This is a genomic window from Pseudomonas sp. B19125 (genome assembly GCF_044218855.1).
GTDB lineage: Bacteria > Pseudomonadota > Gammaproteobacteria > Pseudomonadales > Pseudomonadaceae > Aquipseudomonas > Aquipseudomonas edaphica.
The window spans coordinates 2,813,750-2,831,379 of sequence record NZ_CP162589.1 but is presented as its reverse complement, the minus strand read 5'-3'; the positions used below and the strand labels follow the sequence as shown (position 1 = coordinate 2,831,379).

The 17,630-nt window shown below is 61.5% G+C and carries 13 protein-coding genes; 10 read left to right on the top strand and 3 right to left on the bottom strand.

The genetic code is table 11. From position 1 onward, the window contains the following. Positions 1–223: 223 nt before the first annotated feature. Genes AB4P96_RS12940 through AB4P96_RS12930 form a run of 3 tightly spaced genes read left to right on the top strand, consistent with a single transcriptional unit; the run spans position 224 to position 6,003 of the window. A complete protein-coding gene (locus tag AB4P96_RS12940) occupies positions 224–3,445 on the top strand; it encodes an efflux RND transporter permease subunit (RefSeq protein WP_395600849.1) in 3,222 nt (1,073 codons plus the stop codon). Continuing rightward, entirely contained in the window at positions 3,435–4,601 is a 1,167-nt protein-coding gene (locus AB4P96_RS12935; protein ID WP_099550015.1) for an efflux RND transporter periplasmic adaptor subunit, read from the top strand. Before AB4P96_RS12940 ends, AB4P96_RS12935 begins: the two co-directional genes overlap by 11 nt. After that, positions 4,585–6,003, top strand: coding sequence for an efflux transporter outer membrane subunit (locus AB4P96_RS12930; RefSeq protein WP_170040751.1), 1,419 nt, complete (start codon positions 4,585–4,587; stop codon positions 6,001–6,003). Before AB4P96_RS12935 ends, AB4P96_RS12930 begins: the two co-directional genes overlap by 17 nt. Before the next feature lie 261 nt (positions 6,004–6,264). Here AB4P96_RS12930 and AB4P96_RS12925 read toward each other — a convergent pair whose 3' ends face one another. Together AB4P96_RS12925 and AB4P96_RS12920 are read right to left on the bottom strand one after the other, a co-directional pair. Then, positions 6,265–7,548: a Zn-dependent hydrolase gene (locus AB4P96_RS12925; RefSeq protein ID WP_395600848.1), complete on the bottom strand. Its 1,284-nt coding sequence runs from the start codon at positions 7,546–7,548 to the stop codon at positions 6,265–6,267. 188 nt (positions 7,549–7,736) lie between these two features. After that, positions 7,737–9,224: an NCS1 family nucleobase:cation symporter-1 gene (locus AB4P96_RS12920; RefSeq protein WP_236448116.1), complete on the bottom strand. Its 1,488-nt coding sequence runs from the start codon at positions 9,222–9,224 to the stop codon at positions 7,737–7,739. 592 nt (positions 9,225–9,816) lie between these two features. On the opposite strand from AB4P96_RS12920, the gene hydA reads away from it, so the two are divergent. The 3 genes from hydA to preA all read left to right on the top strand — a co-directional run bounded on the left by hydA (position 9,817) and on the right by preA (position 14,043). Further along, positions 9,817–11,256 (top strand): dihydropyrimidinase, encoded by a 1,440-nt coding sequence (hydA, locus tag AB4P96_RS12915; protein WP_017136451.1) that lies wholly within the window; start codon positions 9,817–9,819, stop codon positions 11,254–11,256. Positions 11,257–11,401: 145 nt separating this feature from the next. Then, on the top strand, positions 11,402–12,769 hold the full coding sequence (locus AB4P96_RS12910; protein WP_177034307.1) for an NAD(P)-dependent oxidoreductase: 1,368 nt from the start codon (positions 11,402–11,404) through the stop codon (positions 12,767–12,769). After that, on the top strand, positions 12,769–14,043 hold the full coding sequence (gene preA / locus AB4P96_RS12905) for an NAD-dependent dihydropyrimidine dehydrogenase subunit PreA (protein ID WP_395600847.1): 1,275 nt from the start codon (positions 12,769–12,771) through the stop codon (positions 14,041–14,043). Before AB4P96_RS12910 ends, preA begins: the two co-directional genes overlap by 1 nt. A 123-nt stretch (positions 14,044–14,166) precedes the next feature. Here the strand turns inward: preA and AB4P96_RS12900 are convergent, their stop codons facing one another. Continuing rightward, complete coding sequence (locus AB4P96_RS12900; protein WP_017136448.1) at positions 14,167–14,787, bottom strand: TetR/AcrR family transcriptional regulator; 621 nt, start codon at positions 14,785–14,787, stop codon at positions 14,167–14,169. A gap of 188 nt (positions 14,788–14,975) precedes the next feature. Here AB4P96_RS12900 and AB4P96_RS12895 point away from each other — a divergent pair, with 188 nt between their 5' ends. From AB4P96_RS12895 to copD, 4 genes are all read left to right on the top strand, one after another. Beyond that, positions 14,976–15,839, top strand: coding sequence for a diguanylate cyclase domain-containing protein (locus AB4P96_RS12895; protein ID WP_395600846.1), 864 nt, complete (start codon positions 14,976–14,978; stop codon positions 15,837–15,839). Between the two features lie 75 nt (positions 15,840–15,914). Then, positions 15,915–16,382, top strand: a complete 468-nt coding sequence (locus tag AB4P96_RS12890; RefSeq protein ID WP_017136446.1) for a GNAT family N-acetyltransferase — start codon at positions 15,915–15,917, stop codon at positions 16,380–16,382. Beyond that, on the top strand, positions 16,376–16,741 hold the full coding sequence (gene copC, locus AB4P96_RS12885) for a copper homeostasis periplasmic binding protein CopC (protein WP_099550007.1): 366 nt from the start codon (positions 16,376–16,378) through the stop codon (positions 16,739–16,741). Before AB4P96_RS12890 ends, copC begins: the two co-directional genes overlap by 7 nt. Positions 16,742–16,744: 3 nt before the next feature. After that, entirely contained in the window at positions 16,745–17,602 is an 858-nt protein-coding gene (gene copD / locus AB4P96_RS12880; protein ID WP_395600845.1) for a copper homeostasis membrane protein CopD, read from the top strand. Positions 17,603–17,630: the final 28 nt, after the last annotated feature.

The following is a 17,630-nucleotide window of genomic DNA, read 5'->3' as shown; positions in this document are numbered from 1 at the left end:
CAGGGCTCCAAAGGGCATCAGTAAAAACGTTGAAGGCGATTCAACTGTATCGCCGCCGATGGGTTACAAGCTTGGAGAGCGGCCCTATGTAGAACAAATGAATACATATGAAACGATCTTCAGCCGTTAACTAAATGTTCCTTCACCTGGCTGAAAGGTGCGTGTTAGGTGGGTCGGGCAAGACTGCCGGGGTTTGCAATCCTGCTCCCTCGGAGGTTCACGCATGCTCGGGCTGGTAAAGACCGCACTGCAAAAGCCCTACACGTTTATCGTGTTGGCCATATTCATCTGCATCATCGGGCCGATGGCGGCCCTGCGAACCCCCACGGATGTTTTTCCCGATATCGGCATCCCCGTCGTCGCTGTGGTTTGGCAGTACAACGGCCTGTCGCCGGACGCCATGGCCGGTCGGGTGATCTACACCTACGAACGCTCCTTGAGCACCACTGTCAACGACATCGAACACATCGAATCGCAATCGCTGCCCGGCATGGGCATCGTCAAAATCTTCTTCCAACCGGGTGTGGATATCCGCACCGCCAACGCCCAAGTCACGGCCGTGTCACAGACCGTGCTCAAGCAGATGCCACCGGGCATCACGCCGCCGCTGATCCTCAACTACAGCGCCTCCACGGTGCCGATCCTGCAACTGGCGTTTTCCAGCCCCAGCCTCTCGGAAGCCAAGATCCGCGACCTGGTACAGAACAATATCCGCCTGCCCTTGAGCGCCCTGCCCGGCCTGGCCATGCCCACGCCAATGGGTGGCAAGCAACGCCAGATCACCCTCGACCTCGACCCGCAGGCGCTGGCCGCCAAAGGCTTGTCGGCACAGGACGTGGGCAACGCCCTGGCGCTGCAAAACCAGATCATTCCAGTGGGTACCGCCAAACTCGGCCCCAACGAATACACGATCCTGCTCAACAACAGCCCCAAGGCGATTGATGAGCTCAACGACTTGCCGATCAAGACGGTCGACGGCGCAATCATCACCATCGGCCAAGTGGCCCACGTGCGTGACGGCTCGCCGCCGCAGACCAACATCGTGCGCGTCGACGGCCACCGTGCAGTGCTGATGCCAGCGTTAAAAAACGGCAGCATCTCTACCCTGTCGATCATCGACGGCATCCGCCAGATGCTGCCGCGCATCAACGAAACCCTGCCGCCGTCGCTGAAGACCTCACTGCTGGGCGACGCCTCGGTGTTCGTCAAACAATCGGTGGGCAGCGTGGCCCAGGAAGGCATCATCGCGGCGCTGCTGACCAGTGCGATGATCCTGCTGTTCCTTGGCAGCTGGCGTTCCACCTTGATCATCGCCGCTTCGATTCCGTTGGCGGTGTTGTCGGCCATTGCATTGCTGGCGGCCACCGGGCAAACCCTCAACGTGATGACCCTCGGCGGGCTCGCGTTGGCGGTGGGGATTCTGGTGGACGATGCCACGGTGACCATCGAAAACATCAACTGGCACCTGGAACAAGGCAAGGCGGTGAAGACCGCGATCCTCGACGGCGCCGCGCAGATCGTCGGCCCGGCGTTTGTGTCGCTGCTGTGTATCTGCATCGTGTTTGTGCCGATGTTCCTGCTGCAAGGCATCGCCGGTTACCTGTTCCGGCCGATGGCGCTGGCGGTGATTTTCGCCATGGCCAGCTCGTTCATTCTTTCGCGGACCCTGGTACCGACCCTGGCGATGTTTCTGCTCAAGCCGCACGCGCCGGAGCAAGGGCCTGGGCATCACCCGGAAGATGAGTTCATCAACCATCACGAAGGTGAACAGCACAAGAAACCGCGCAACCGTGTGCTGCAATCGGTGCTGAACTTCCAGCAGGGTTTCGAACGCCATTTCTCGAATATCCGTGACACCTACCACGGCCTGCTGACCCTGGCGCTGGGCGCACGCAAGCGCTTTATCGTCGGTTTCCTGGCCTGCGTGCTGGCCTCGTTCCTGCTGTTGCCAAGTCTTGGCCAGGACTTCTTCCCGGCCACCGACGCCGGAGCGCTTGCCCTCCATGTGCGCCTGCCATTGGGCACGCGTATTGAAGAAAGCGCGGCGGCGTTCGACCGCATTGAAGCGCGGATTCGCGAAGTGATCCCGGCCGAGCAACTCGACACCATCGTCGACAACATCGGCATCCCGCTCAGCGGCATCGACATGGCCTACAGCAGCAGCGGCACCATCGGCCCGCAGGACGGCGACATCCAGGTCAGCTTGAAAAAGGACCACGCGCCGACCGCCGACTACGTGAAAAAACTGCGTGAAGCCTTGCCGCAAAGCTTCCCCGGCAGCCACTTTGCGTTCCTGCCTGCCGACATCAGCAGCCAGATTCTCAACTTCGGTGCCCCGGCGCCGCTGGACGTGAAAATCTCCGGGCGCAGCGATGCGGAAAACCGCGCCTACGCCATCGAACTGGAGCGCCGCCTGCAACATATTCCGGGCATTGCCGACCTGCGCATCCAGCAGTCCACCGGCTACCCGTCGTTGCAAGTGAACGTCGACCGTATGCGTGCCAATGGCCTGGGCATCACCGAGCGTGACGTGACCAACAGCATGGTCGCCTCGCTGGCGGGCAGCTCACAGGTGGCGCCGACGTTCTGGCTTAACCCGGCCAACGGCGTGTCGTACTCCATCGTCGCCGCCACCCCGCAATACCGCCTCGACAGCTTGCCGTCACTGGAAGCCTTGCCGGTGACCGGTGCCGATGGGCAATCACAAATCCTCGGCGGCGTGGCGAGCATCTCTCGCGTGCAAAGCCCGGCGGTGGTGACCCACTACAACATCGAGCCGACCCTGGACCTGTATGCCAACGTGCAAGGCCGCGACCTCGGCGGCGTGGCCCGTGACGTGCAAAAGGTGCTGGATGACACCGCCTCCATGCGCCCCAAAGGCGCGGTGATCAGCCTGCACGGGCAGATCGATGCGCTGCATGAAGCGTTCAGCGGGTTGAGCTTCGGCTTGCTCGGCGCCGTGGTGCTGATCTACCTGCTGATCGTGGTCAACTTCCAGTCGTGGGCTGACCCGTTTGTGATCATCACTGCACTGCCGGCCGCACTGGCGGGGATTGTGTGGATGCTGTTCCTCAGCGGCACCTCGTTGTCGGTGCCGGCACTCACCGGCGCCATCCTCTGTATGGGCGTGGCTACCGCTAACTCAATCCTGGTGGTGAGCTTCTGCCGTGAACGCCTGGCCGAACATGGCGACGCGCTGAAGGCGGCCATGGAAGCCGGTTACACGCGCTTCCGCCCGGTGTGCATGACCGCCCTGGCGATGATCATCGGCATGTTGCCGCTGGCGATTTCCGAGGAGCAGAACGCCCCGCTCGGCCGCGCCGTTATCGGTGGCTTGATCTTCGCCACCATCGCCACATTGTTGTTTGTACCCGTGGTCTTCAGCCTGGTCCACGGTCGTCACCCTACTCGCGCAGCTGCTGGAGAAACTTCACATGTCGTCTGATCACAAACCCTCGCGCAAGCGTCTGATGCTCCTGGGTGTCGGCGGCCTCACCTTGGCCGCCCTGTTGGTCGCTAACGGCCTGCACGCCCGCACCACCCACGAAGAGGCGGTTACGGCCTGGACCGAAACCGCCGCCATCCCTCAGGTGATGGTGTTCCAGCCCAAGCAGAACGCGGCCGGCGATACCCTGCGCCTGCCCGCGCACCTCGACGCCTGGAGCAAGGCGCCGATCCATGCGCGGGTGAGCGGTTACTTGAAGGACTGGAAAGTCGACATCGGCAGCCAGGTCAAAGCCGGGCAAATCCTCGCTGAAATCGACAGCCCGGACCTCGACCAGCAACTGGCGCAAACCCACGCGCGCCTGCTCCAGGAACAGGCCAACGCACGCCTGGCCGCAACCACCGCCACACGCTGGCAGAACCTGCTCGCCAGCCATTCGGTGTCGCGTCAGGAGGCGGATGAAAAAACCTCCAACGCCGCTGCCGCCAAAGCCAACGCCGAGGCCGCCGCTGCCGACTATGCGCGGCTGTCGGCGCTGGAAAGCTACAAGACCATCCGCGCTCCGTTCGCCGGCACCATCACCGCGCGCAACACCGATATCGGCCAGTTGATCAAGGCCGACACCGACAGCGACCCGGAACTGTTCAACATCGCCGACACTCACCAACTGCGTCTGTATGTGCCGGTGCCGCAGAACTACGCGTCGGTGATCCACCCTGGGCTTGAGGCCGAGCTGACCGTACCCGAGCACCCTGGCGAGCACTTCAAGGCGCGCCTGATCGGCGACTCCACCGCCATCGACCGCCGTTCCGGCACCCTGCTTGCGCAGTTTGTCGCCGACAACCCCAACGGCGAACTGCTGCCCGGTGACTACGCCGAAGCCACGCTGCCGATTCCGGCCGACACCCACGGCGTGAGCATCCCGGCCAGCGCCTTGATCTTCCGCGCCCAAGGCACCCAAGTGGCGGTGCTGGACGCGCAGAACCATGTGCACCTGCAAGACATCCACATCGGCCTGGACCTGGGCGAACGCCTGGTGATCGACCAAGGCCTCAAACCCGCCGACCGCGTGGTCGACAACCCGCCCGACGCCCTGCGCGAAGGCGACCCGGTAGAGCTTGCCCAAGCCGGAGGTGCGCATGCGCGCAAGGTTTAACCCCCTAGCGGCGTTGGTACTATTGGCCTTGCAGGGTTGCTCGATGGCGCCCACCTACAAGGTGCCCGCCGTTGACCTGCCGGCCGGCTACCGCGAACAGACCAGCGATGGCCCGTGGCACAGCGCACAACCGTCCGACCAACTGGCACCCGAATGGTGGAAGCTCTACAACGATTCGCACCTCAATGACCTGCAACAGCAACTGCTCAAGGCCAACCCGGACCTGGCGGCGGCACTGGCGCACTTTGATGCGTCCCAGGCGTATGCCAGCCAATTGCATGCCGGGCTGTTCCCGCAAATCACCGCCAGCGCGCAGCCATTGCGCCAGCGGCAATCGGATTCGCGGCCGCTGCGTGGCGATACGCAGCCATCGGTGTACAACAGCAATACCGCGGCGTTTTCGCTGAGCTACGACCTGGACCTGTGGGGCAAGATCCGCAACCAGGTCGCAGCGGGTGACGCCCAGGCACAAGCCTCCGGGGATGACCTGGCAGTGGCGCGCCTGAGCCTGCAGCATCAATTGGCGACCCTGTATGTGCAGCTCAATGGGCTGGATGCACAGAGTCGGATCCTCAATAGCTCGCTGGAGGATTTCAGCCAGGCGCTGCAACTGACGCGCAGCCGATACGAAGGCCAGATTGCTTCCGAACTCGACCTGACCCGTGCGCAAAACCAGTTGGCCGAAGCCAAAGCCCAGCTGGATGAAGTGCGCGGGCAACGCAACCTTACCGAGCACGCCATTGGTGAATTGGTGGGTGTGGCAGCCAGCAACTTCACGTTGCCGCCAAGCCGGCAATTGATTGCCCTGCCGGGCATCCCATCGCAACTGCCGAGCCACCTGCTGCAACGTCGTCCGGACATTGCGGCGGCGGAACGGCGGGTGTTTGCGGCCAATGCCAATATTGGCGTGGCCAAGGCGGCGTGGTATCCGGATTTCAGTCTCACCGGGTTAATCGGTGGGCAGACCCAAGGGGTTGGCAACCTGCTGTCTGCCGGCAACCGCTACTGGGCGCTGGGGCCGTTGGTGAATCTGCCGATCTTTGATGGTGGGCGGCTGAGCGCCAATGAACGGCAGGCCAAGGCTGAGTTTGAAGAGGCGTCGGCGCAGTACCGTAGCCATGTGCTCAAAGCGGTGCGTGAGGTGGAAGATAACCTGGCGCAATTGCGGGACCTGCAGCAGGAAGCCCAGGATGAGCAAGCGGCAGCGGATGCGGCGCAGCATACGCAGGCATTGGCGATGAACAGCTATCAGGCCGGGGCCGTGAGTTATCTGGATGTGGTGACCGCGCAAACGGCGGCGTTGCAGGCGCAGCGGACCTTGCAGGCCGTGCAAACGCGGCAATTGCAGGCGAGTGTAGGGTTAGTCACGGCCCTCGGCGGTGGCTGGCAACCCGGAGCCTGAGACTCCCCTGTAGATCGTCCCCACGCTCCGCGTGGGTATGCAGCCGGTGACGCTCCGCGTCACGACTTTAAGGGCGGACGCAGAGCGTCCAGAGCGGCATTCCCACGCAGAGCGTGGGAACGATCTGCAACTCTGCGTCTGTTTTTTGGGGCTGCTGCGCAGCCCAACGCAGGGCAAGCCTGCTCGCCACAACAGCCCGCTTGCCACAGACTTTGTATTCAACAGAAGTTGCTTAGATACCTGTACTGCGATAGCCCCCTATCAGGCAGCAAGCTTCCCACTGGCAATCGCCGCCGACGCCGCCACCATCGCCCGCAGCAACACCGCACACCCTGCCGCCAGATCATCCGGCGCGGCATTCTCGATTTCGTTATGGCTGATACCTCCTTCACATGGCACGAAGATCATCCCCGCCGGGCCCAGCTCAGCGACAAAGATCGCGTCGTGCCCTGCCCCGCTGACGATATCCATGTTCGACAAACCCAACCCGTTCGCCGCATCGCGCACCGCGTCCACGCAGCCTTTGTCGAAGTACAACGGCGGGAAGTCAGCAGTGGGTTCCAGCTCGAACGTCAGCCCATGCTTGGCACAGGTCTCATCGATCACCTTGCGCACCTGCGCAATCATCGAATCCAGCCGCGCCGGTTCCAGGTGACGGAAGTCCAGGGTCATGCGCACTTCACCGGGGATCACATTGCGTGAACCTGGATAGGCTTGCAGGCAACCGACAGTGCCGCACGCATGCGGTTGATACCCCAACGCCGCGGCATTCACCGCCGCCACCACGGCGGCCGCACCCACCAAAGCATCCTTGCGCAGGTGCATCGGCGTCGGCCCCGCATGCGCCTCAACACCGCGCAGTTTCAGGTCGAACCACTTCTGCCCCAATGCCCCCAGCACCACGCCGATGGTTTTCTTCTCGTCCTCAAGAATCGGGCCTTGCTCGATATGCGCTTCGAAATACGCGCCCACCTTGTGGCCACTGACCGGCCGTGTGCCCGCGTAGCCAATCGCATTCAACGCATCGCCCACGCTGACGCCGTCCACATCAACCTTGGCCAAGGTATCAGCCAAACTGAATTTCTCGGCAAACACGCCCGAGCCCATCATGCACGGCGGGAAGCGTGAGCCTTCTTCGTTGGTCCACACCACCACTTCCAGCGGCGCTTCGGTTTCGATCTTGAGGTCATTGAGAGTGCGCAGCACTTCCACGCCCGCCAGCACGCCGAAGCAGCCGTCGAACTTGCCGCCCGTAGGCTGGGTGTCGATATGGCTGCCGGTCATCACCGGTGGAAGGTTGGGATTGCGGCCAGGGCGCCGGGCGAAAATATTGCCGATGCCATCGATGATCACGGTGCAACCGGCTGCTTCGCACCACTGCACAAACAGGTCGCGGGCCTTGCGGTCGAGATCGGTAAGGGCCAGGCGACAAACACCGCCCTTGGGCGTGGCGCCAAGTTTGGCCAGGTCCATCAGCGACTGCCACAGGCGGTCGCGGTTGATGTGCTGATGGGTCGATTGCAGAACGTCCAGGGCAGCGTTCATGGGGATCTCCTCAGGCTGTGTTTCTTATGATTTAACTCGATCCAATGTGAACCGAGCTTGTGTGGGAGCTGGCTTGTGTGGGAGCTGGCTTGCCTGCGATACAGGCGACTCGGTATTCCCGCCGAACCGTGGTGATGCAATCGCAGCGGTGCGACGACTCGACAAGCCAGCTCCCACATTAGCTGTATTTACACAGGTGATTTGGCGGCGACCGGTCTGATGCCACGCTTGGCATTCAGGCCGTAATACAGCACCCCACCCAACGCCGAGCCGGTGAACCAGCCGTAGCTGTAAAACCAGCTGAACGCATCACTGCCCAGCGACAGCAAGGTCAGCACCACCGGCACGCCGAAGGCAACAAAGCCGCTCCAGTTCCACGCCGGGTACACGTCATCGCGGTACAAACCGGCCAGGTCCAACTGCTGTTTGCGCGTGATGAAATAGTCCACCACCATGATCCCGGCGATCGGGCCGAGCAGGCTGGAGTAGCCCAGCAACCAGTTGGAATACACGGTTTCCAGGCTCACATTCGAGACGATCAGCCCGAGTTTTTTCAGCAGTTCGTGGGCCATCAACGCGAGCCCGACCAGGCCGGTAAGAATCACCGCCGTGGTGCGGTTGATCAGCTTGGGCGCGATGTTCTGGAAGTCGTTGGTGGGCGAGACGATGTTCGCGGCGGTGTTGGTGGACAAGGTGGCGATGATGATCAGCGCCATGGCGATAGCCACCCACACCGGACTCTGAATGTGCCCGATCAGGGTGACGGGATCGGAGACGCTGACGCCCACCAGCTTCACCGACGCCGCGGTCATGATCACGCCGAGGGCGGCGAACAGGAACATGGTCAGCGGCAGGCCGAAAATCTGCCCGAGAATCTGGTCCTTCTGGCTTTTGGCGTAGCGGCTGAAGTCGGGAATGTTCAGCGACAAGGTGGCCCAGAACCCGACCATGGCTGTCAGCCCGGCCATGAAGTAACCGGTGAGGCTTGCGCCTTCGGGGCGCTTGGGTGGAATCGCCATCAGTTCACTCAGCGACACATTCGGCATCGCCCACACCAGCAAGCCTATTCCCACCGCCACCAGCAGCGGCGCCGACAAGGTTTCCAGGCGCTTGATCGACTCGGCGCCGCGCAGCACCACCCACAGGTTCAGGGTCCAGAAAATCATGAAGCCGATCACTTCACCGGTGCCACCAAGGGACTTCCAACCTTCGAAAATCGAGCCCAGGAACAGGTGAATCGCCAGCCCGCCGAACATCGTCTGGATGCCAAACCAGCCACAGGCCACCAGCGCGCGAATCAGGCACGGCACGTTGGAGCCGAGGATGCCGAAGGACGAACGCAACAGCACCGGAAACGGAATGCCGTACTTGGTACCCGGGAAGGCATTAAGGGTCAGCGGGATCAGCACCACGATGTTGGCGAGCAAAATCGCGATCAGCGCCTCGCCCACCGACAGCCCGAAATAGGCGGTGAGCACCCCGCCCAGGGTGTAGGTCGGCACGCAGATCGACATACCGACCCACAGCGCAGTGATGTGCCACTTGTTCCAGGTGCGTTCATGCACCTTGGTCGGTGCCATGTCGTGGTTGTAGCGTGGGCTGTCGAGGACGTCGGGGCCGGCGTCGAGTTCATACAGGCCGTTGCGTTCAATGACTTGCGATCTGTTCTGTTGCATGGCCGCTCCACGGTTTTTTTAAAATTATTGTTGCTCATCCAGCGCGTGGCGCCGGATGGCCGGAGTACCTCGTAAACAACATGACATCACGGGCTCGGCCAGCCGCCACTGCACTCAAAATCCGTGCCGACAACCGCATCTGAACCCGCACCGCTTATATAACTCGCTGATGTTTATCAGCTTTCCGATTGTGCCCTGGGTACTTGTCGCCTTACTCAGGCTAAATAACGCGAAAGTTGCCCGAACTGTCAGGACTCAATCTGGTGCAACACAATTATTTTTATTTACCCACGCCGTCAAGCGGCATGTCTCAAGCGCCTGATTTGCAATAAGAAATGTTGCTCAATTCAAGAACCTGTCAAGTGCGTCAAAATGGTGAAGGGGCGCTACATTTTGGTGATTTTTAGTTTTTATCCTTATAAATCAACAAATTAATAACGATATATGCTTATAAAAAATCTTCTTGCCCATTCGAAAAACTCGGGCTAGTTTCTATTCCTGTCACCGATGACAGGATTAAACCCTGCATCGGCAAGCAGCATTACAACACTTAGAACTGGCACAAGCCGGTCAAGCCTGTGAGGAACTCGACATGTCGCTGTTGATCCGTGGCGCCACCGTTATTACCCATGATGAAAGTTACCGCGCCGATGTGTTATGCGCAGGCGGTCTAATTCGCGCTATTGGCACTAATCTGGAGGTGCCCGCCGGCACTGAAACACTCGATGGCAGCGGCCAATACTTGATGCCCGGCGGCATCGACCCGCATACGCATATGCAACTGCCCTTCATGGGCACTGTGGCCAGTGAAGACTTTTTCAGTGGCACGGCGGCGGGTCTGGCAGGTGGCACCACCTCGATCATCGACTTCGTGATTCCCAACCCGCAGCAATCGCTGATGGAGGCTTTTCACCAGTGGCGCGGCTGGGCGGAAAAATCCGCCTCCGACTACGGTTTTCACGTGGCGATCACCTGGTGGAGCGAGCAGGTGCGCGAGGAGATGGCCGAGTTGGTCAGCCACCATGGCATCAACAGCTTCAAGCACTTCATGGCCTACAAGAACGCAATCATGGCGGCGGATGACACCTTGGTCGCCAGCTTCGAACGCTGCCTGGAACTGGGCGCGGTGCCGACGGTGCACGCAGAGAACGGTGAGCTGGTGTATCACCTGCAACGCAAGTTGATGGCCCAGGGCATTACCGGGCCGGAAGCGCATCCACTGTCGCGTCCGTCCCAGGTGGAAGGTGAGGCCGCCAGCCGCGCCATTCGCATCGCCGAGACCATCGGCACGCCGTTGTACCTGGTGCATGTGTCGACCCAGGAGGCACTGGATGAAATCACCTACGCCCGTGGCAAAGGCCAGCCGGTCTACGGCGAAGTGCTCGCCGGGCACTTGCTGCTGGATGACAGCGTGTACCAGCACCCCGACTGGCAAACCGCCGCCGGTTACGTGATGAGCCCGCCGTTCCGCCCGCGTGGGCATCAGGAAGCACTCTGGCACGGCTTACAGTCCGGCAACCTGCACACCACCGCCACCGACCACTGCTGCTTCTGCGCCGAGCAAAAAGCTGCCGGCCGTGATGACTTCAGCAAGATCCCCAACGGCACCGCCGGTATCGAAGACCGCATGGCACTGCTGTGGCACGAGGGCGTGAACACCGGGCGGTTGTCGATGCAGGAGTTCGTCGCGCTGACGTCGACCAATACCGCGAAGATCTTCAATCTCTACCCGCGCAAAGGCGCGATCCGCGTGGGTGCCGATGCAGACCTGGTGCTGTGGGACCCCCAGGGCACACGCACGATTTCGGCCAAGACCCACCATCAGAAAGTCGACTTCAACATCTTCGAAGGCAAGACCGTGCGCGGCGTGCCGAGCCACACCATCAGCCAGGGCAAGCTGGTATGGGCCGATGGTGATTTGCGCGCCGAGCGCGGTGCCGGGCGGTATGTGGAACGGCCGGCGTACCCGGCGGTGTTTGAGCAGTTGAGCAAGCGGGCTGAGCATTCCAGGCCCACTGCTGTAAAGCGCTGAGACCGCTATCGCAGGCAAGCCAGCTCCCACATGTTGATGTGCGAACACATTCAAATGTGGGAGCTGGCTTGCCTGCGATGAGGCCGGTACAGGCAACAAAAATGCCCGCCAGAGGCAATCCCAAAAAAACCGTGAGGCCAAAACCGTGATCCAGACCCTGACCCACCTCCCCCATCCCCATGAAGATGGGCCGACACTCGCCAGCCACTTCACCGACCTGGCGCCGCCCCTCAACGCCCGCCAGGCGCAACTGGAAGCCTCGCGATGCCTGTATTGCTACGACGCGCCTTGCGTGAATGCGTGCCCCAGCGAAATCGATATCCCATCGTTCATCCGCAATATCCACACCGAGAACGTGCAGGGCGCCGCGCAGAAAATCCTCTCGGCCAATATCCTCGGCGGCAGCTGCGCTCGCGTGTGCCCCACCGAGATTCTGTGCCAGCAAGCCTGCGTGCGTAATAACGCCGAAGAATGCGCGCCGGTGCTGATCGGCCTGTTGCAGCGCTACGCCATCGACAACGCGCACTTTCGCGAACACCCGTTCCAGCGCGCTGCACCGACCGGCAAACGCATCGCCGTGGTCGGCGCCGGGCCTGCGGGCCTGGCTTGCGCACACCGCGCGGCCCTGCATGGCCATGACGTGGTGATTTTCGAAGCACGGGAAAAAGCTGGCGGCCTGAACGAATACGGGATCGCCAAATACAAGCTGGTGGATGACTTCGCCCAGAAGGAGCTGGATTTCCTCCTGCAGATCGGCGGCATCGAGATCCGCCACGGCCAGCGCCTGGGTGGCAACCTGACATTGAGCGAACTGCATCAGCAATTCGATTCGGTATTCTTGGGCCTCGGCCTTGCCGCCAGCAAACAGCTGGGCTTGCCCCATGAAGACGCGCCCGGCCTGCTCGCCGCCACCGACTATATCCGCGAACTGCGCCAGGCCGATGACTTGAGCCAACTGCCCTTGGCCGACCGCTGCATCGTGCTCGGCGCCGGCAATACCGCCATCGACATGGCCGTGCAAATGGCCCGCCTGGGCGCCCGCGATGTCAACCTGGTGTACCGCCGTGGCTTGGCCGACATGGGCGCCACTCACCATGAACAAGAGATTGCCAAGGCCAATCAGGTACGGCTGCTGACCTGGGCTCAACCGGATGAAGTGTTGCTGGATGATCAAGGCCGTGTGCGCGGCATGCGTTTTTTGCGCACGCACATGGAGAACGGTCGCCTGCTCCCCACTGGCGAGACCTTTGAACTGGCCTGCGACGCGATCTTCAAAGCCATCGGCCAGGGTTTTGACAACGAGGCGCTGCACGACCCGCTGGCTCAGCAACTGCACCGCGTGGGCGAACGCATCTTCGTCGACGAGCAGCTGCAAACCAGTATCCCAGGCGTCTATGCCGGTGGCGATTGCGTCAGCCTCGGCCAGGACCTCACCGTGCAGGCGGTGCAACACGGCAAGCTGGCCGCCGAAGCCATGCACGCCCAACTCATGCTGAACGTGGAGGCTGCGTAATGGCCGATCTCTCGATTGTATTTGCCGGTATCAAAGCCCCCAACCCGTTCTGGCTGGCCTCCGCGCCGCCCACCGACAAGGCCTACAACGTGGTCCGCGCCTTCGAAGCCGGCTGGGGCGGCGTGGTGTGGAAAACCCTCGGTGAAGACCCGGCGGCGGTCAACGTTTCCTCCCGTTACTCGGCGCACTATGGCGCCAACCGCGAGGTACTGGGCATCAACAATATCGAGTTGATCACCGACCGCTCCCTGGAGATCAACCTCAAGGAAATCACCCAGGTGAAAAAGGATTGGCCCGACCGCGCACTGATCGTGTCGCTGATGGTGCCGTGCGTTGAAGAGTCCTGGAAGAACATCCTGCCGCTGGTGGAGGCCACCGGCTGCGATGGCATCGAGCTGAACTTCGGCTGCCCCCACGGCATGCCCGAGCGTGGCATGGGCGCAGCGGTCGGCCAGGTGCCGGAGTATGTAGAACAGGTGACGCGCTGGTGCAAGACCTACTGCTCGCTGCCGGTGATCGTCAAGCTCACGCCGAACATCACCGACATCCGCGTGGCGGCACGCGCGGCGTATCGCGGCGGCGCGGATGCGGTGTCGCTGATCAACACCATCAACTCCATCACCAGTGTGGATCTGGAACGCATGGTCGCCCTGCCGGTGGTCGGCACGCAAAGTACCCATGGCGGTTATTGCGGCTCGGCGGTCAAGCCGATTGCGTTGAACATGGTGGCTGAAATCGCCCGCGACCCGCAGACCCAGGGCCTGCCGATCTGCGGCATCGGTGGCATTGGCAACTGGCGCGACGCGGCGGAATTTGTCGCACTGGGCTGTGGCGCGGTGCAGGTGTGCACGGCGGCGATGCTGCATGGGTTTCGGATTGTGGAAGAGATGAAGGACGGGCTGTCGCGGTGGATGGACAGCCAGGGTTACGCCAACCTGCAGGCGTATTCCGGGCGGGCGGTGGGCAATACCACGGACTGGAAGTACCTGGATATCAACTATCAGGTAATTGCCAAGATCGATCAGGAGGCGTGTATCGGCTGCGGGCGTTGCCATATTGCCTGCGAGGACACCTCGCACCAGGCGATTGCCAGCTTGAAACAGGCGGATGGCACGCATAAATACGAGGTGATCGATGATGAGTGTGTTGGCTGCAATTTGTGCCAGATCACTTGCCCGGTGGCCGATTGCATCGAGATGGTGCCGATAGAAACGGGCAAGCCGTTTTTGAACTGGACGCAGGATCCGCGTAACCCTTACCGCGAGGCTGTGTAAGTTACCTTTTGAAATGATCGTTCCCACGCTCCGCGTGGGAATGCAGCCAGGGACGCTCCGCGTCCCAAGAGCGGACGCAGAGCGTCCAGTGAGGCATTCCCACGCAGAGCGTGGGAACGATCATCAAGGCTCCAAGCCAATCCCACGCAAAATCACACTGGTCACCGTCTGGATTGCCTTCTCGAACTGCCTGTCCGACAACGGCTGGTGATCATTCAAGATCTTCACCTGGTGATCAAAGTCCGCATAGTGCTGGGTCGAGGCCCAAATCATATACAGCAGGCTCGACGGCTCCACCGGCAGGATGCGTTTGTCTTCCACCCACTGACGAATTTTCGCCTCTTTCATCTTGGCCCAGTCGTACAGGCTTTCGTCCAGCGCCTCACCGAGGGTCGGCGCGCCGTGGATGATTTCATTCGCCCAGACTTTCGAACCATGCGGCCGCGTGCGTGAGCGCTGCATCTTGGCGCGGATGTAACTGCTGAGCACCACGCGCGGGTCATCGAAGGTTTCAAAGCTCAGGGCGTCCTGCTTCCACAGGTCCAGCAGGTCGAACAGCACGGCGCTGTACAGCTCGCTTTTGGTGCTGAAGTAGTAATGCAGGTTGGAGCGCGGCAGTTGCACTTCTTCGGCAATATCGGCCATGGCGGTGCTGCCATAGCCCTTCTCGGCAAAGACTTTCTCTGCCGCCAACAGGATTTTCTCGACGTTGCTGCGCCGGATGCCGATCTTGTGATTGCCCATGGATGATGGAGCCCCAGTCACTTTTAAATACAATTCATTTTCAACCATCACATCATGAACCGCCTCATTAGGCTACACGCCATTGATCGCCAGATCGGCGCCAGCGCTTCAAAGCCCGCAGTATTCCAAGGCGTCAGCCTGCGTGATCGAGCTATGATCGGCGCATCTGAACCGGACACCCCTGACCTATGGCCGTTGACCTGCACGCCCTCTACCCGAAATTGATCCACTTGATGCTGGACACGGTCTTCGTGGTCGACAGTGACAACCTGATCGTGTTTGTCAGCGATGCCTGCGAAGCCCTGCTCGGTTACCGCGCCGACGAACTGACCGGCACCCCCATCACCGACTACATGCACCCCGAAGACCTGGCACGCACGCGGGCTTCGATTGTGCGGGTCATGAATGGCCGGCCCCATGTGGATTTTCGCAACCGTTATCTGCGCAAGGATGGCAGCGTGGTGCACATCCTGTGGGCAGCGTTCTGGTCCGAAGAAGTCGGCGCGCGCATCGGCGTGGCGCGCGACGTGACGGCGCTCACCCAGGCCGAGGAGGAACTGCGCTTCCTCGCCCACCATGACCCACTGACGGCGCTCACCAACCGCTCGTTGTTCAACGATGGCCTGGCGTCGGCCCTGCACACCGCACAGCGTCATAACACCGGGCTGGCGTTGCTGTTTCTGGACGTCAATGACTTCAAGGGCATCAACGATGTGCATGGCCACGCGGTGGGCGATCGCGTGCTCTGCGTGATTGCACGGCGGCTGGAACGTTGCGTGCGTGACAGCGACCTGGTGGCGCGCATGGGCGGCGACGAATTCACGGTGTTGCTGACCGATGTGCAGTCACACGAAACGGTTAGCGCCAAAGTCGCGCAGATACTCGCGGCCATGGCCGAGCCGCTGGGCGCTGAGTTTGGCTCGGTCAAGATGCCGTCGTGCAGTGTGGGCGTGGCGTTTTATCCGGCCGACGGTGCAGACGCCGATACCCTGCTCAGCCACGCAGACAGCGATATGTACAGGATAAAAAGGCTGCGGTTGGCCGCCGAGTGATGAAACTTCCTACGCGAACCTTTCCCGCCAAAAACGGATTGGTTAGGATCGCGGTCCACTTGAAGGATCATTGCAATGACTATTCGACCTCGCGTGGCCGCCGACGACCCGGTGCTGGGCGCACTGTGGGAGCGCTCGGTGCGAGCCACCCATGACTTCCTCCCCGAGGACGACATCCAGCGTTTGCTGCCGCTGGTGCGCGACGCCTACCTGCCAATGCCGGCCCTCGACGTGTGGGTGTATGAAGACCACCACGGTATCGCCGGTTTTATCGGCACTGGCGGGCATAACGTCGAAATGCTGTTTATCGACCCCGAGCGCCGCGGCCAGGGCGTCGGCCGCCAATTGCTCGACCACGCCCGCGCCCGTCATGACACGCTGACCGTGGACGTCAACGAACAAAACCCGCAGGCCGTGGGTTTCTATCTGCATTATGGTTTTATCCAAGTCGCGCGCTCGCCGCTGGATGGCGAAGGCAAACCCTTTCCCTTGTTGCACATGGCATTACCGACTCACTCACTTGAAGGTACTGAACAATGCTGATCAAGAAAGCCCTCACCACTGTCACCCTGCTCGCTTCCCTGCTGGGCGCCTCTGCGGCATTTGCCCACGCCCATCTCAAAAGTTCGACACCGGCGGCAGACAGCACGGTTGCTGCGCCCGCCGACCTGCGCCTGACCTTCAGCGAAGGCGTCGAGGCCACCTTCACCAAAGTGTCCCTGAGCAAAGACGGCACCGAACTCGCCATCAAAGGCCTGGAAACCCCGGACGCCGACAAGAAAACCCTGGTGGTCACACCCGCCGCGCCGCTGGCCGCCGGCAACTACAAAGTGGTGTGGAACGCCGTCTCGGTCGACACCCACAAGAGCAACGGTGAATACAGCTTCAAGGTCGGCCAATAACCCATGACAACCCTGCTGGTGCTGTGCCGCTTCGTGCATTTCATCGTCGTGCTGTTGATGTTCGGGGCCTGTGCCTTCAGGCCCTGGCTGCTGGGCAACGAAGTGCAACCGGCACTCGACCGGCAACTGCTGCGCATCACCCGCGCCCTGGCCTGGCTGGGGTTGTTCTCCGGCGTGGCCTGGCTGCTGTTGATCACCGCCAGCATGGCGGGCAGCTGGGACGCGGCGCTGCAACCGGCCACCGTGCAGTTGGTGCTGGGCAAAACCTTTTTCGGCCAGGTGTGGGTCTGGCATCTGTTGCTGAACCTGCTGCTGGTAGTGGTGTTGCTCAAACCCCGGCCGGCCTTGCGCCTGCCGTTGACCGCACTGCTGCTGGCGACGCTGGCACCGGTCGGCCATGGCGCCATGCTCAATGGGCTGAGCGGGCAATTGCTGATCCTCAATCAAGTGGTGCACCTGGTGTGCGTCGGCGCCTGGCTGGGCGGGTTGTTGCTGCTGGTGCTGATTCTGCGGCTGTCGCCAAAGCCTGCGCTGGAGCCGATCCTCAAGCGCTTCAGCGGCTTAGGTTATGGCCTGGTTGCCGGTTTGCTGGTAACGGGTTTGATCAATGTTCGCGTGCTGACCGGGCAGCTGTGGCCCACGCCGCTGTTTAACGGGTTTGCGCTGATTCTGTTGATCAAGGTGCTGCTGGTGCTGGGTATGTTGGCGCTGGCGCTGTTGAACCGGTTGCGTATCGAGCGCTGTGAGGAGCGAGTGGGCAGTTTGAAAGCCAGTGTGATGCTCGAATGGTTGCTGGGTATTGCAGCAGTAGCCGCGGTGTCCCTGCTGGGCACCTTGCCACCGATGGTGATGGCCGGCTGAAGATCTCTGTGGGAGCTGGCTTGCCTGC

Coding starts and splice junctions, on each gene's coding strand:
- AB4P96_RS12935 (WP_099550015.1), top strand. CDS start 3,435: ATGTCGTCTGATCACAAACCCTCGCGCAAGCGTCTGATGCTCCTGGGT.
- preA (WP_395600847.1), top strand. CDS start 12,769: ATGGCCGATCTCTCGATTGTATTTGCCGGTATCAAAGCCCCCAACCCG.
- copC (WP_099550007.1), top strand. CDS start 16,376: ATGCTGATCAAGAAAGCCCTCACCACTGTCACCCTGCTCGCTTCCCTG.
- AB4P96_RS12925 (WP_395600848.1), bottom strand. CDS start 7,548: ATGAACGCTGCCCTGGACGTTCTGCAATCGACCCATCAGCACATCAAC.
- AB4P96_RS12900 (WP_017136448.1), bottom strand. CDS start 14,787: ATGGGCAATCACAAGATCGGCATCCGGCGCAGCAACGTCGAGAAAATC.
- AB4P96_RS12890 (WP_017136446.1), top strand. CDS start 15,915: ATGACTATTCGACCTCGCGTGGCCGCCGACGACCCGGTGCTGGGCGCA.
- AB4P96_RS12895 (WP_395600846.1), top strand. CDS start 14,976: ATGGCCGTTGACCTGCACGCCCTCTACCCGAAATTGATCCACTTGATG.
- AB4P96_RS12940 (WP_395600849.1), top strand. CDS start 224: ATGCTCGGGCTGGTAAAGACCGCACTGCAAAAGCCCTACACGTTTATC.
- copD (WP_395600845.1), top strand. CDS start 16,745: ATGACAACCCTGCTGGTGCTGTGCCGCTTCGTGCATTTCATCGTCGTG.
- AB4P96_RS12920 (WP_236448116.1), bottom strand. CDS start 9,224: ATGCAACAGAACAGATCGCAAGTCATTGAACGCAACGGCCTGTATGAA.
- AB4P96_RS12930 (WP_170040751.1), top strand. CDS start 4,585: ATGCGCGCAAGGTTTAACCCCCTAGCGGCGTTGGTACTATTGGCCTTG.
- hydA (WP_017136451.1), top strand. CDS start 9,817: ATGTCGCTGTTGATCCGTGGCGCCACCGTTATTACCCATGATGAAAGT.